At 33.6% G+C, this 13,922-nt stretch carries 13 protein-coding genes; 7 read left to right on the top strand and 6 right to left on the bottom strand.

The features are described from left to right. Positions 1-56: 56 nt before the first annotated feature. Positions 57-533, top strand: a complete 477-nt coding sequence (locus E7Z81_RS05835; RefSeq protein WP_292745270.1) for a hypothetical protein — start codon at positions 57-59, stop codon at positions 531-533. Here E7Z81_RS05835 and nucS read toward each other — a convergent pair. Then, complete coding sequence (gene nucS, locus E7Z81_RS05830) at positions 530-1,312, bottom strand: endonuclease NucS (protein WP_292745267.1); 783 nt, start codon at positions 1,310-1,312, stop codon at positions 530-532. The genes E7Z81_RS05835 and nucS overlap by 4 nt on opposite strands. A gap of 119 nt (positions 1,313-1,431) precedes the next feature. On the opposite strand from nucS, the gene E7Z81_RS05825 reads away from it, so the two are divergent. From E7Z81_RS05825 to E7Z81_RS05815, 3 genes are all read left to right on the top strand, one after another. Continuing rightward, a complete protein-coding gene (locus E7Z81_RS05825) occupies positions 1,432-2,373 on the top strand; it encodes an alpha/beta fold hydrolase (RefSeq protein ID WP_292745266.1) in 942 nt (313 codons plus the stop codon). Further along, entirely contained in the window at positions 2,373-2,648 is a 276-nt protein-coding gene (locus E7Z81_RS05820) for a DUF5750 family protein (protein WP_292745264.1), read from the top strand. Before E7Z81_RS05825 ends, E7Z81_RS05820 begins: the two co-directional genes overlap by 1 nt. Before the next feature lie 145 nt (positions 2,649-2,793). After that, the gene (locus E7Z81_RS05815; RefSeq protein WP_292745262.1) at positions 2,794-3,774 is read left to right on the top strand and encodes an alpha/beta fold hydrolase; all 981 of its coding nucleotides are present in this window, start codon (positions 2,794-2,796) and stop codon (positions 3,772-3,774) included. Positions 3,775-3,785: 11 nt separating this feature from the next. Here the strand turns inward: E7Z81_RS05815 and nadA are convergent, their stop codons facing one another. From nadA to rnz, 3 genes are read right to left on the bottom strand one after another with little or no spacing between them, the layout of a single operon-like run. Then, on the bottom strand, positions 3,786-4,700 hold the full coding sequence (nadA, locus tag E7Z81_RS05810; protein WP_292745260.1) for a quinolinate synthase NadA: 915 nt from the start codon (positions 4,698-4,700) through the stop codon (positions 3,786-3,788). After that, a complete protein-coding gene (locus tag E7Z81_RS05805; RefSeq protein ID WP_292745258.1) occupies positions 4,693-5,451 on the bottom strand; it encodes a mechanosensitive ion channel domain-containing protein in 759 nt (252 codons plus the stop codon). Before E7Z81_RS05805 ends, nadA begins: the two co-directional genes overlap by 8 nt. 7 nt (positions 5,452-5,458) lie before the next feature. Beyond that, the gene (gene rnz / locus E7Z81_RS05800; RefSeq protein ID WP_292745256.1) at positions 5,459-6,358 is read right to left on the bottom strand and encodes a ribonuclease Z; all 900 of its coding nucleotides are present in this window, start codon (positions 6,356-6,358) and stop codon (positions 5,459-5,461) included. Between the two features lie 69 nt (positions 6,359-6,427). On the opposite strand from rnz, the gene nadC reads away from it, so the two are divergent. Next, positions 6,428-7,249 (top strand): carboxylating nicotinate-nucleotide diphosphorylase, encoded by an 822-nt coding sequence (gene nadC / locus E7Z81_RS05795; RefSeq protein ID WP_292745254.1) that lies wholly within the window; start codon positions 6,428-6,430, stop codon positions 7,247-7,249. Here nadC and E7Z81_RS05790 read toward each other — a convergent pair whose 3' ends face one another. Together E7Z81_RS05790 and E7Z81_RS05785 are read right to left on the bottom strand one after the other, a co-directional pair. Continuing rightward, the gene (locus E7Z81_RS05790; RefSeq protein ID WP_292745251.1) at positions 7,250-8,767 is read right to left on the bottom strand and encodes a DEAD/DEAH box helicase; all 1,518 of its coding nucleotides are present in this window, start codon (positions 8,765-8,767) and stop codon (positions 7,250-7,252) included. A gap of 98 nt (positions 8,768-8,865) precedes the next feature. Beyond that, positions 8,866-9,441, bottom strand: a complete 576-nt coding sequence (locus tag E7Z81_RS05785; protein ID WP_292745249.1) for a flavin reductase family protein — start codon at positions 9,439-9,441, stop codon at positions 8,866-8,868. A 183-nt stretch (positions 9,442-9,624) separates the two neighbouring features. On the opposite strand from E7Z81_RS05785, the gene carA reads away from it, so the two are divergent. Together carA and carB are read left to right on the top strand one after the other, a co-directional pair. Further along, entirely contained in the window at positions 9,625-10,707 is a 1,083-nt protein-coding gene (gene carA, locus E7Z81_RS05780; protein WP_292745247.1) for a glutamine-hydrolyzing carbamoyl-phosphate synthase small subunit, read from the top strand. 21 nt (positions 10,708-10,728) lie between these two features. Continuing rightward, a complete protein-coding gene (carB, locus tag E7Z81_RS05775) occupies positions 10,729-13,905 on the top strand; it encodes a carbamoyl-phosphate synthase large subunit (protein WP_292745245.1) in 3,177 nt (1,058 codons plus the stop codon). The last annotated feature ends 17 nt before the right edge of the window (positions 13,906-13,922 follow it).

Raw genomic sequence — 13,922 nt, 5'->3', positions numbered from 1 at the left:
GTATATTTATAATAATGTTTTTATTATTATAAAAATATATTTATGATTGTGATATGATGGCTGACGAAAAAATTAATGTTAATGATATGAATTATGCAATCTATAAAATTGGGGATTGGAAAAATAACTATGAAATTAATCAAATTGGACTGTCCCATGAGATTCCAGTTACAAAAAACACCATTACCCATATTAAATTTTCCATGGATGAAATCAGGAATTCAAGATTTTCAATTTCAGATAAGGAAGTTAATGGTTTTGTAGCTATTGCTATGCAGTTAAATCCTAAAGTTCAAGAAATGGAATTGGATGATGTCATTTCATTAGAACAAGAAGAATTTGACAATATAATGGCCGAATTGGAAGGTTTGGAATTATTGGATGAAGACAGTACTGTTCCTCTTCAGAATGAAGAATATCTAATATATAAACTAGAAAAGGAGTGTCATGTAACCACTTCAATTCCGGCTAATGATTTCACTAAGGAATTCTACAAAAATGAGCTTAAAAAAATTGAAGATGCATTAGACTAAAATGCATCCAATGTTACTTTTTTATCTCTTTTCAATTCACGAGGGGGTTCTATTGATACAAATTCGATACCTTCTTCCTCAATCATTTCTAATGCATCATCCATGATTGATGGTGCTACAAGCAAACCTCTTATTTTCTTTTTTTGTGCTTGGCATTCTCTAAGATAATCATTTTCAGTGTTTTCAAAATCCAGAAGGTATCTTTTAAGTTGTTTGACAGCATTAACGCCTGCTTTACGGGCTTTTAGCTCAAGAATCATTAAGTTATTGTCACTGTCTTTTCCTAAAATGTCAATAAATCCATGTTCCACACTGTATTCTCTTGCAGTTGGAGTAAATCCCTCTTCAATCATATGGGGTTTATCCATTATCATATCGCCCATGTCTTTTTCGTATCCTGCCTGTTCCAATTCTTCGAAGTCTTCAATATTGGCATAATTAATAAATTGGATTTGTCTTATTTCAACTGTCAAAAGTTCTTTTGGAGTCCTTCTGTGACTTTCCAGGAATAAGTTTTCATTTTTAATGTAAGCTCTTGTTTTTGATTTTGGAGGTTGCCAGTTAACAGGTTCCACTTTCTTTTCCTGATGGATTAAAAATGTTCCATCCGGCTTTATCATTATTATTCTTTCTCCCCAGTTTAATTCACTTAATGCACGACCTTCATAATTCACTTTACAACAAGCAAAGATTGTTATAGTCGCTCTTTTTCTTAAAGCTTCATGAACTAAATCGTATGCCTCATCACTGTTGGGGTGTTCTAAAATTTTATATTTCATCACAATAACATTGTCTAGTTTAATTTAAATAATTTGTTTTTTAGATATATTGATAAGTTTTAGGAGGAATTTATATTTTTGATGAAGAATTTTTTGAAAATAAAAAAGAAGAGTTCATAATGGATTCTTTCAGATTTGAAAATGGAGAAGTGTTAAACGATGTTAAAGTCGAATATATGACTTACGGAACTCCAAAACATGATGAAAATGGTTTAATCAGCAATGCAATTCTTTACTGCAGCGGTTCCTTAGGCAGCTTCGAGGGCATTAATAAGATTTTGCCGTTAACCTATCCTGATTGTCCGTTTGACAGTAATAAATATTATTTTATTAGTCTAACTGCTTTAGGTTCTGCAGGATCATGTTCTCCATCACAGACTGGTTTGAAAAATAAATTCCCCAAATATACTATGCTTGACGTAGTTAATTTTCAAAAACAATTCTTATCTGAAAAATTCAACATTGACCATATTCTGGGACTAATTGGAAATTCCATGGGAGGTTTCGTTGGCCTAACCCAGGCAATCGAATACCCTGACTTTCAAGACTTCATTATCTGTGGTGTAAGTAGCTACAAGGTTGCAGGTCATGATTTTATCCTTTCAAGATTTGTGGATGAAATCATTGAATCTGATCCGGATTATGCGAAAGGAGAATTGACATATTCATTAATTCGAACTTTAAGAATAGCTTGTTTAGCAGAATTCAATTTTGGGCTTTCAAAGGAAGCTTTAAGAAGCAAAACTAATGATGAGTTAAGTATTGAATTTGAAGAATTCGGAAATGAAATGATTGAAACAGATATCTATGATTTAAAATACTGCAACAAGGCCAGCATGGAGTTCAATGTTGAAAATGATTTGGATAAAATCAAATCCAAAGTTTTGATTGTTTCATGTAAGCAAGACCCGCATTTCCCGCCGGAACTTGACGGAATTCCAATGTCAAAATTGATAAAAAATTCTGAATTGATTATAATGGATTCTCAATTGGGTCATTTATGTTTTAATGAACTTGAAAATATATCTTACGAGCTTAAGGAGTTTATGAGTGATTTTTGATGAGGGTTAAAATTGAAAATTATGGTGAAGCTGACGGACAGTATTTCATAGAATATTTCGTATCCGGGCTGTCTTCAAATCAGTTGGATTATCTCCATAACAATCTGTCTGAAGAATGTGAAATTCATGAGGGCATGTTAAAAATCAAAATGTATTTTGATGAGAGATTATATCCTTTCCAGAGTGATGTTGCTAAAATAAAGTTGGATGATTTCATTGCCCGTGAAGAAATTGAAATGACTGTATTTTTAACCAGTTTTCTGGAAGATATGTGATTATTTGAAATTGTCAGTGATGTTTTTAGAGAACTTTTGGCAAATTTCAAAATCGAAATGGAATGAAAATTGTAATTTTATTCAATTTTTTTTAATAAAACTTTATATGTAATCAAGAATTACTTATTATTAAAGGTGAAATTTTATGATTATGAATGAACATGGTTTCTGTAAAATGGATTCATTTGAATTCCAGTATGGCCGTGTCCTTAATGATGTTGAAGTTGAATATGCAACTTACGGAACCCCAATATATGATGATGAAGGATATATTGTTAATGCGGTGTTGTTTTTTTCAACTTTTAAAGGAACTTATTCCTTTTTATCAAATTCTCAGGAGTATATTAACAGTAATTCTGACCTGCTTAGTAAATTGTATTGTATTGATATTCGTTCATTAGGAACTCCCGGGTCATGTTCTCCATCAACTACTGGTTTAAATTATGATTTTCCAAATTACACCTGTCTTGATGCGGTAAATTTTAAGAGACAGTTCATAGCCGAAAAATTTAAAATTAAGAAAATAAAGGGGTTAATCGGTGAAGGCATAGGGGGTTTTCAAGTTTTAACATGGGCCTGTGAATACCCTGACGAGATGGACTGTATATTTCTGGTAAATACTGCAGCTAAAACTTCCGGTTATAGATTTATACTGGGAAAAACCTTTGAACACATTATTGATTCGGTTGAGGATTTATATTCAGATGAATATAGTATTTCAAAAAATAAGGCGCTCATTGCAATAAATTCGTTATTATTTGCTCATTCAGCTTCCAAAAAAGCTTTCAGTAAATTGGATAACAATCAGATTCATGCAATTTTTGATGATTTTCTGGATGAAGGTTTATTTGTTGACATTTATGATTTCAAATTTAGAAATGAATGCGATCTTCAATTTGATGTTATAGATAAGTTACATAAAATAAAGGCCAAATCATTATTTGTGGCGACAAATAAGAATTATTTTGATTATGATTTGGATTTAATGCCATTTAAGGATTGTGTAAAAGATTCAGTAACCTTGATTCAGGACCAGGGTCTTGAAAGTTATTTTTTCGAAAATGAAGATTACTCTTATCTTGGAGATGAGGTAATTTCATTTTTTGAGCAATTATTAAAAGAATAGTTAAAGCTAGTTTAACTAGCATTTAACATATGTTCAACGGCTTTTCTGGATTTTTCTGCAACATCTTTAGGTAATGTTACTTGAGGCTCTTCATTAACAAGAGCATCCCTTACTTTTTCCAGGGTGTGCAATTTCATAGTTTCACAGATTGCACCTTCCAGGAGTGGGTAAAGTTTTTTTCCAGGAACTTCTGCATTGATTCTTGTAATCATATCAACTTCTGTTCCGATAATAAACTCTTCCTTGTCGCTTTCAGCGATGTATTTTAACATGCCTCCGGTTGACATTACTTTATCTGCTGCATTTTGAACATTGATATTACATTCTGGATGGCAAATTACCTCTGCATTAGGATGCTGTTCTCTTTTTAGTTCAATATCTTCCACATGGAATAGTCTGTGGACATAGCAATGGCCGTCTTTTGGGACATGAATAATCTCTTTGTCTAATTTTTCTGCAACATGGGTTCCTAAGTTTTTATCAGGGCCGAATAGTATTTTATCATGTGGTAAACTTTCAGTAACTTTAACTGCATTTGCGGAAGTACATAAAGTGTCAGCATGTTGTTTTGCTTCAGCAATACTGTTCACATATAAAATAACACCTGCATCAGGATGTTCTTTTTTTGCTTCAAGTAAAACGTCCTCAGGCAACATGTGTGCCATTGGGCACTCCGCTTCTAAAGTTGGTATGACAATTTTTTTATCAGGATTTAAAATAAAAGCGGTTTCCGCCATGAAATCAACACCGCAAAAGATAACTAAATCCTTGTCGTCAATTTTAGATGCTTTAATGCATAATTCCAATGAATCTCCAAGAAAATCTGCAATTTCTTGAATTTCTTTTGGTTGGTAATTGTGTGCTAAAATAATTGCATTTTTTTCGTCTTTCAATTTTAAAATTTCTTCTTGAAGAGAGTTACTCATTTGTCTCACCCATTGTAATATATTTTCTAATATCGTTTGTGATTATTATTTTATATTGGTCTTTATTATTATAATCTTTTACCCAAAATGAAACTTTAACCTTACTTTGTTTAAAACTTATCTGATTCGCAAAAACGGCAGGTTTCGGGTCTTCAGCTATTGCATCATAACTTTCCATTTTTGCCACTATATGTTCTACAAAATCTTCCACATCAATATTAAGTGGCAATCCTGTCAAAATGTCCACCCTATACTTTTCAGGAGGTTTGAACTGGAGATAATAGTCATTTGTTAATGTTGAGTTTGGAACATGATTTTTAACACCTAAATCATCAACAATAACGGTTGATCTAAGTGAAATTCTTTCAACGAAACCTTTTTTTCCATTAACTTCAATGGTGTCTCCAACTTTAATACTTTTTCCCAGAATCAAAAGTATTCCTGAAAATAAATTGGATATAATGTCTTTTGCCGCAAAACTCACAGCTATACCTACAATACCTACACTCAGCAGAGTTCCTGCAAGATTTATTCCAAAGAATTGTAAAATAACCATTAATGCAATGAAATAAATGATATAATTAATTATATCTCGAATAAGATAAATTACAGTCGCATTTTCATGGAATCGTTTCATTCTATTCATTGAAAATGCAATAAGTCTTGTTATAATTGTTGTGATTATAATTACAATCAGTATATAAATAAGGGTCATCCAGGGGTCATTGATTGTTGTTTGAGGAATATTCATTGTATCACTATAGCTCAATTTCCATTAGGTCATAGGCCATTCGGGTATTTTCAAAAATTTCTCTGGCCTCTTTCAACAGTATTTTGTAAAATTCTCCATTATATCGGGTACTGATATGGGTCAATATCAATTCTTTGCTGTTTGAATGTTTGGCAACATATGCAGCATCGGAAGCTGTTGAATGGCCATGCTCAAGCGCATTTTCTTCATCCTGCAGTGAAAATGTGGATTCATGAATCAGTATGGTGCTGTCTTTTGCCAGATCAATCATTTCTTCACAGGGCCTTGTATCTCCGGAGTAAGTTATTTTAATTCCTTTTCTAGGTTCTCCAAGTACCTGTTCAGGTTTAATGATTTTGCCATTTACTTCAACTTCTTCACCATTGTGCAGTTTACCAAAAGCAGGACCTACAGGAACTCCCAATTCAATAGCCTTGTCACGTAAGAATCTCGGTTTTTTCTTCTCTTCAATTGAATATGCAAGTGATGGAACATTATGTTTTACCAACTGTGATTTAATGATATATTCATCAGTTTCTTCAATGATTTGAGATTCAATTTCAATAAAATCAATTGGAAAATCAAATTTACAGTAACCAAAGTTATAGATTGCATCTTTAACTTTATTCAATCCTCTTGGACCGTATATTGTTAATTTTTCCTTTCTGTCCTGAAGCCCCAATGACTGTAACAGCCCTGGAAGGCCTAAAATATGGTCTCCATGAAAGTGGCTGATAAATATTTTAGATATCTTCATAGGACTTACTTTTGTATGAAGCATTTGTCTTTGAGTTCCTTCACCACAGTCAAACAGCATGACATCACCAAAAGCCTTCAGAGCTATTGAAGGATGATTTCTTTCTTTTGAATGGACCGCAGATGAAGTCCCTAAAAATATTATTTCCATAATGTAATCACTTTTATAGTTCTTTAAATAATATATATTCATAATTATATTAAATTTTTAGGTGATTTTTTGGACAAGATTATTCAATACATGTTAGATGAAGATATGGGATTTGGGGATATAACTTCACAGGCAGTTGTTGATGAAGGTTGTGAGGTCAGCGCCCAAATAATTTCTAAAGATGAAGGTATTTTAGCAGGTATGGATATAATTCGAGATGTATTTGAAGAATATGGGATAAATGTTCTGTTCTGGTTAAAGGATGGGACTCCAATTTCTAAAAATGATTTGCTGATGTCTGTTTCCGGAGATGCAAGGACAATTCTGCTTTTGGAGAGGACTGTTTTAAATTTGTCAATGAGAATGAGTGGAGTGGCTAGCGCAGCCAATCATTATGTTAATATGGTTAAGGATTATGATGTGAGGGTTGCGGGAACACGTAAAACTTCACCTGCAATAGCCAAATTTGACAAATACGCCCTTAAAGTAGGTGGTGCGGATACTCATCGCTTCGGTTTGGATGATATGGTTTTAATTAAAGACAATCATATTGCAACATGTGAAAGTCCATTGGATGCGCTGCTAAAAGCAAAGGCAAACACCAGCTTTTCTAAAAAAATAGAAATTGAAGTGGAAACTTTAGATGATGCAATAAAATGTGTTGAAAATCGTGCGGATATCGTAATGCTTGATAACATGTCGCCTGATGAAGTAAGTGAAGTCATTGATAAGTTATCTGAGTTAAACATTCGTCAAAATTCATTGATTGAAGTATCTGGTGGAATAACTGATGAAACTATTGTGGAATATGCAAAATTGGGTGTGGACATCATATCTATCGGTGCATTAACACATTCATCAAGAAGCCTTAATTTCAGTATGAGATTCTGATTATAATCTCAACTCTAACACTTCTTTTAACTCTTCGTCGGTCATTTCTGTAAGGAATGTTTCATCGTTACTTATGGATTTGGCCGCAAGATCAGTTTTATGTTTGCTTATGGCATCTATTGTCTCTTCAAGTGTTCCTTTTGTAATGAATCTGTAAACCATCACGTCCTTGTCCTGACCTATTCTGTGAACCCTGTCTGTTGCCTGATTTTCCACTGCAGGATTCCACCACAAGTCATAATGGATTACATTTTGTGCGGCGGTTAAATTCAAACCAGTTCCTCCAGTCTTAAGGGTTGCAACAAAAATTTTATAGTTTTCATCTTCTTGGAAAGTATCAATCACTCTGGTTTTTTCTTTAAGGGTTTGTGAGCCATGTAAAAAGAGCACTTCCTGTTTAAATTTTTTGGAGATTAACTCCTGGATTAATTTGCCCATTTCCACATATTGGGTAAATATTATGACCTTTTCATCGTTAGCCAATATATTTTCCAAAATATTTACCAAAAGCTCCATCTTGCCGGATTCACTGATTTTAGGATTTTTAATAGCTAAAAACTGTGCCGGATGATTGCAAGTTTGTTTTAGTGCAGTCAATATCTTTAAAATTATTCCTTTTCGCTGAATTCCTTTGGAGTTTTCAATATCGAAGAAAATCTCTTCCAGGATTGCATTATACAGTTTAACTTGCTTTTTGGATAATGTGCAGTAAATGTCATTTATGAATTTTTCAGGAAGCTCATCTTTAATGTCGTCGTCGCTTTTCAGACGTCTTAAAACAAACGGTTTAGCTATTGTCTTTAACTCCAGAAGAGTTTCTTCATCTTCAAGCTTTTCTATTGGCATGACAAATTGCTTTTTGAAGTCATCTTTTGTTGACAGGTATCCTTTGTTGGTAAAGTCAAATATTGACCAATAGTCCATTAATCTATTTTCAATTGGTGTTCCTGTTAAAGCTATTTTGGACCTTGCATTAACGCTTTTAATCGCTTTTGTTTGTTCGGTATTCGGATTTTTAATGTTTTGAGCTTCATCAATGACGCATATAAACCATCTTTCATCCAAAAACATGTCCAAATCCAGTCTTACAACCCCATATGAAGTCAAAATGATATCATATTTTTCTAAAGGATAGCTTCTGTTGGATCCGTGATAAATAAAATAAGTCAAATCTGGTGTGAACTTCTTGATTTCGTTTTCCCAATTTGAAATTAATGTTGGCGGTACAATAATCAGCACTGTTCTGTCTTCGAGAAGGTCTTTTTCTTTATAATGTAGGATTGCAGACAGTACCTGTATTGTTTTTCCAAGACCCATATCGTCGGCAAGTATGCTCCCAAAACCGTATCTGATGTTTTGAACCAGCCATGAGTAACCTATTTTCTGATAGGGCCTCAATTCTCCAGTTAAGGACTCAGGTACATCATACAGTGTGGTTTTGCTAATCAGTTTTTTAAATTTGGCAAAATCTTTGCTCTTCAGGTGTTTTTTAATAAGGTTTTGAGATTCCAAATCCATTTTTTACACTTTTTGAATTCAATACTACTAATTTATATTTTAAGTTATTAAATAGTATTTGGTGTGATTGCTTTAAAAAAATAATAAATGGATTAAAATTATTTTTTAACTTTAATTCCATCTTCGAATGCGGTTCCAACAACATCTCCAACAATTCTGTAGGTATTTCCTATTGAATCAAATGCTATTGGCTGTAATTTGTCGACAGATACATTTCCATCGTCGTCTAAAATTGATTCGTCTGCACTGACATTAACGATTTCACCAATAACGTGCATTTCTCCCAAATCATTTTCGACCATTTCTATTACTTTGCATTCTGCTGTTAAAGGATATTCTGCAATTATTGGAGCATCTACATTTTCTGCTTTTTCGACAGTCACTTCTGCTTCAGCTATTTTGTCAACTACATTTCCAGAGAATAATCCAAAGTAATCGGATATCGCCATTGTGTCTTTAGTTGCATAGCTTAGTGTGAATTCTTTTTTAGATTTAATGTTTGTTAAAGTCTTTTTTTCCACTTCTGGAAGTCCAATGTTGATTGCGATATGTTTTGGTCCACATTGACCTCCCCAAGCGATATTCATTACATTTGCGTTTCCTTCTTCGTCATAAGTTCCAATCATTAGGACTGGAAGCGGAGTTACCATTGCTTTTTCAAAGTTTTTTCTCATTTTTTCATCTCCTTGTTATGATTTTTTAAGTTTTCATTTAAATATTTTGGCATACCTAAAAATATTACTTTTAAAAAATATTCAAAAATTTTCTTAAATTTTTTAAAAAACCATAATTTAATAATATAGTAAAATAATATATATTAAAGATAGAGAATTATATTTTCTTAAAATGGTGATTTAATGGTAAAAATAGCTAAATTGGCTTTGGAAGATGGAACTGTTTTAAAAGGTGAAGCATTCGGTTATGAAACCACCAAATTAGGAGAACTTGTTTTTTCTACAGGTATGGGTGGTTATACTGAATCATTAACTGATCCGTCTTTTAAAGGAGAAATATTAATGTCTACTTACCCATTGGAAGGAAATCATGGTGTAAGTGAGAAGTGGTATCAATCTGATAAAATTCAGGTTGAAGGATTTGTCTGTCGTGAGGTATGTCGTGAAGTTTCCAACTGGGGACCTCAAAAAACTTTGGATGAATTCTTAAAAGAATTTGAAACCCCTGGAATTAGTGGAATCGATACTCGTGATTTAACTTTAAAAATCAGGGAAAGAGGTTCACTTAAAGCCGCAATAACAACAGAAGACATAGATGACGACAAGTTAATTGAAATGGCAAAGTCTCAACCAAGTATTGAAGATATTGATGTTGTGCCTTTGGTTTCAACTAAAGAAATTAAAATATTCAATGAAGACGCCGATAAAAAAGTTGCACTAATTGACTGTGGTGTTAAAAAGAATATCATTAACTCATTTTTAGAAAGGGACATTGGAGTTATTCTATTCCCTTATGATACTGATTATAAAACTATTTTAGATTACTCTCCAAATGGTTTGATGATTACTTCAGGACCTGGAAATCCTGATAGGGTGACTGAAACTATTGAAACTATGAAAAAGTTATCAAACAGACTCCCTATTTTTGGAATTTGTATGGGTCAGCAATTGATTGCCAAATCATTCGGTGCAAGGTCATACAAAATGAAATTTGGACACCGTGGTGAAAACCAACCAGTAAAAGATTTAAACACTGGAAAAGTATTTATCACATCACAAAACCATGGATTCACAATAGATAAGGAATCCTTAAAAGAAACAGATTTAGTATTAACTCATGTTAACTTGAATGACGGAACTCCGGAAGGTATTTCACACAAGGAATTACCTTTGCATTGTATACAGTACCATCCTGAAGCAGGTCCGGGTCCAAATGATACAAGAAGCACTTTTGATGAGTTCAGTCAAATGATGGATGATTATTAAAATATTTAGTGAGGATTACAAATGCCAGTAGATAAAGATATTAAAAAAGTATTAATTATTGGTTCTGGACCTATTCAAATTGGACAGGCTGCCGAGTTCGATTATTCAGGTTCACAAGCATGTAAATCATTAAGAGAGGAAGGAATTGAAACTGTTTTAGTTAACAGTAATCCTGCTACTATTCAAACTGATATTGATATGGCCGATACTGTTTATACAGAACCATTGACTCCTGAAGTTGTTGCAAAAATTATTGAAGAAGAGGACATTGATGCTATTTTACCAACCATGGGTGGACAAACTGGATTGAATATTGCAACAGGACTTGGAGATTTAGGTTTACTCGAAGGAATCAAAGTTATTGGTTCTGATGTTCAAACAATTAAAGATGTGGAAGACCGTGATTTATTCGCAAACTTAATGGAAGAAATCGGTGAGGAAATTCCAAAATGTGAAGCGGTAGAAAGCGTAGATGCAGCACTGGAAGCTGTAAAGGAAATTGGTTATCCGGTCATTGTCAGACCTGCATTCACATTAGGTGGAACCGGTGGGGGAATCGCCCACAATGAAGAGGAATTAATCGAAATTGCAAATCATGGTTTGGACATGAGTTTCATTAATCAGGTTCTCATTGACGAATCAGTTCTTGGTTGGAAAGAAATAGAATTTGAGGTTATGAGGGATAAGGAAGATACCTGTATCATCGTATGTACCATGGAAAACATTGATCCTATGGGAATTCACACCGGGGACAGTGTTGTAGTCGCTCCGATTCAAAACCTCTGTGATGAAACTATTCAGAAAATGCGTGATGCATCCATAAAAATTATCAGAGCATTAGGAATCAGAGGCGGATGTAATATTCAGTTCGCTTTAAACCCTGAAACCGATGAATATAAAGTTATTGAAGTAAACCCTCGTGTATCAAGAAGTAGTGCACTTGCTTCAAAAGCAACCGGTTATCCTATTGCAAAAATTTCATCAAAAGTGGCTTTAGGAATGACCCTGGATGAAATCAAAAACGACATTACCAAAGAAACCCCTGCTTCATTTGAACCGGCAATCGATTATGTTGTAATTAAAATACCAAGATGGCCGTTTGATAAATTTAAAGGAATCAGCCGTGAAGTTGGTGTTCAAATGAAAGCAACCGGAGAAGTAATGGCTATCGGAAGAACATTTGAAGAAGCATTCCAAAAAGCATTAAGATCACTTGATATGGGCTTTGATGGGTTTGAATATGTTGAATGGTCTGAAGAAGATTTATCCCATCCTACTGATTTGATTTATTTCCAAATCTATTCAGCTATTAAAGATGGAATGGACATTGACAAAATCAGAGAACTTACAAAAATTGATAATTTCTTCCTATACAAAATCAGAAACATCGTCAACTTTGAAAATGATGTTACTGCAGATAAATTAAATGATGAAGATTACTTAAGAAAAGCAAAACAACTCGGATTTTCAAATAAAAGATTGGCTACATTGGCCGGTCAGACTGAAGAGTATGTCAGAAACTTGCTTTCAAGATACAACATCAAACAATCTTATAAAATGGTGGATACCTGTGCGGCAGAGTTTGAAGCAAAAACTCCTTACTACTACAGCAGTTACGATAAAGGTAATGAATTAGTTTCCACCAATAAAAAGAAAGTTGTAATTCTTGGTGCGGGACCAATCAGAATTGGTCAGGGTATTGAATTCGATTACTGTTGTGTACATTCATCTTTAGCTTTAAAAGAAGATGGAATTGAAACAATCTTAATCAACAACAACCCTGAAACAGTAAGTACTGACTATGACATTTCAGATAAGCTGTTCTTTGAACCATTAACCTTTGAAGATGTAATGGGAGTAATTGAACAGGAAAAACCTGACGGTGTCATTGTACAGTTCGGTGGTCAGACTTCCATTAACCTGGCAGTTCCTCTGGCAAACGCTGGTGTAAAAATCCTGGGAACTCCTTATGAAAGTATTGACAGAGTTGAAGACAGAGAATTGTTTGCAGAAGTTTTAGAAAAATTACACATTCATCAAGCACCATATGGAACAGCTAATTCCTTTGATGAAGCAAAAGAAATTGCTGAAAGAATCACATATCCTGTTTTAGTACGTCCATCATATGTTATTGGTGGAAGAGCTATGGAAATTGTTTATGATGTTAATGAACTTGAAGAATATATGAAAGAGGCTGTGAAAGTTTCACCAGACCACCCTATTCTTGTAGACAAGTTCCTGGAAGATGCTATTGAACTTGATGTTGACCTTTTATGTGATGGTGAGGATGTATTCATCGCAGGAATTATGGAACACATTGAAGAAGCAGGTGTTCACTCAGGTGATTCCGCTTGTGTAATACCACCTCAAACTATTCCAGTACATATTCTAGACACTATCCGTGAAAATTCAAGAAAATTAGCATTGGAATTAGATGTTAAAGGTTTAATGAACATCCAATATGCAGTCAAACTTGATGAAGAAATGGTTTACATCATTGAAGCGAACCCTCGTGCAAGTAGGACTGTTCCATTTGTAAGTAAAGCTATTGGCGTACCATTAGCCAAAGTTGCGACATGGATTATGCATGGTGCTAAATTAAAAGACTTCAATTTAACAAAAGAAATTAAAATTGATCATGTGGCTGTAAAAGAATCCGTATTCCCATTCTTGAAATTACCTGAATCAGATACTGTTTTAGGTCCTGAAATGAAATCTACCGGTGAAAGTATAGGTATTGATGAATCATTTGGAATGGCATTTTATAAATCCCAACTTTCCGCAGGTATGGAATTGCCTAAAGAAGGTAAAATATTTATGAGTGTTAAAGAAGCCGATAAAAAGAAAATCAGACCTATCGCTGAAAAAGCTTCTAATTTAGGATTTGAAATTGTAGCCACTGAAGGTACTGGAATTGCAACAGGTTTGGATAATGTTGAATTCATTAAAAAAGTATCTCAAGGATCTCCAAACATCCGTGATGCAATTTTAAACAAGGAAATTGATTTGATTATTAACACATCTGAAGGTAAACAGTCTGCTAAAGACGGTTATATTATCAGAAGATTAGCAATTGAACTGGGTATTCCATATGTTACCACATTGTCAGGTGCAAGAGCAGTATTAAATGCAATTGCAGCAGTACAGGATAATGAACTCAATGTTAAATCTTTAAATGACTATGCAGATGGGGAATAATCATTTTCCATCTCTTT

Origin of the sequence: Methanobrevibacter sp., assembly GCF_015062935.1 — an archaeon.
GTDB lineage: Archaea > Methanobacteriota > Methanobacteria > Methanobacteriales > Methanobacteriaceae > Methanocatella.
This window is presented reverse-complemented; position numbering and strand designations above follow the sequence as displayed.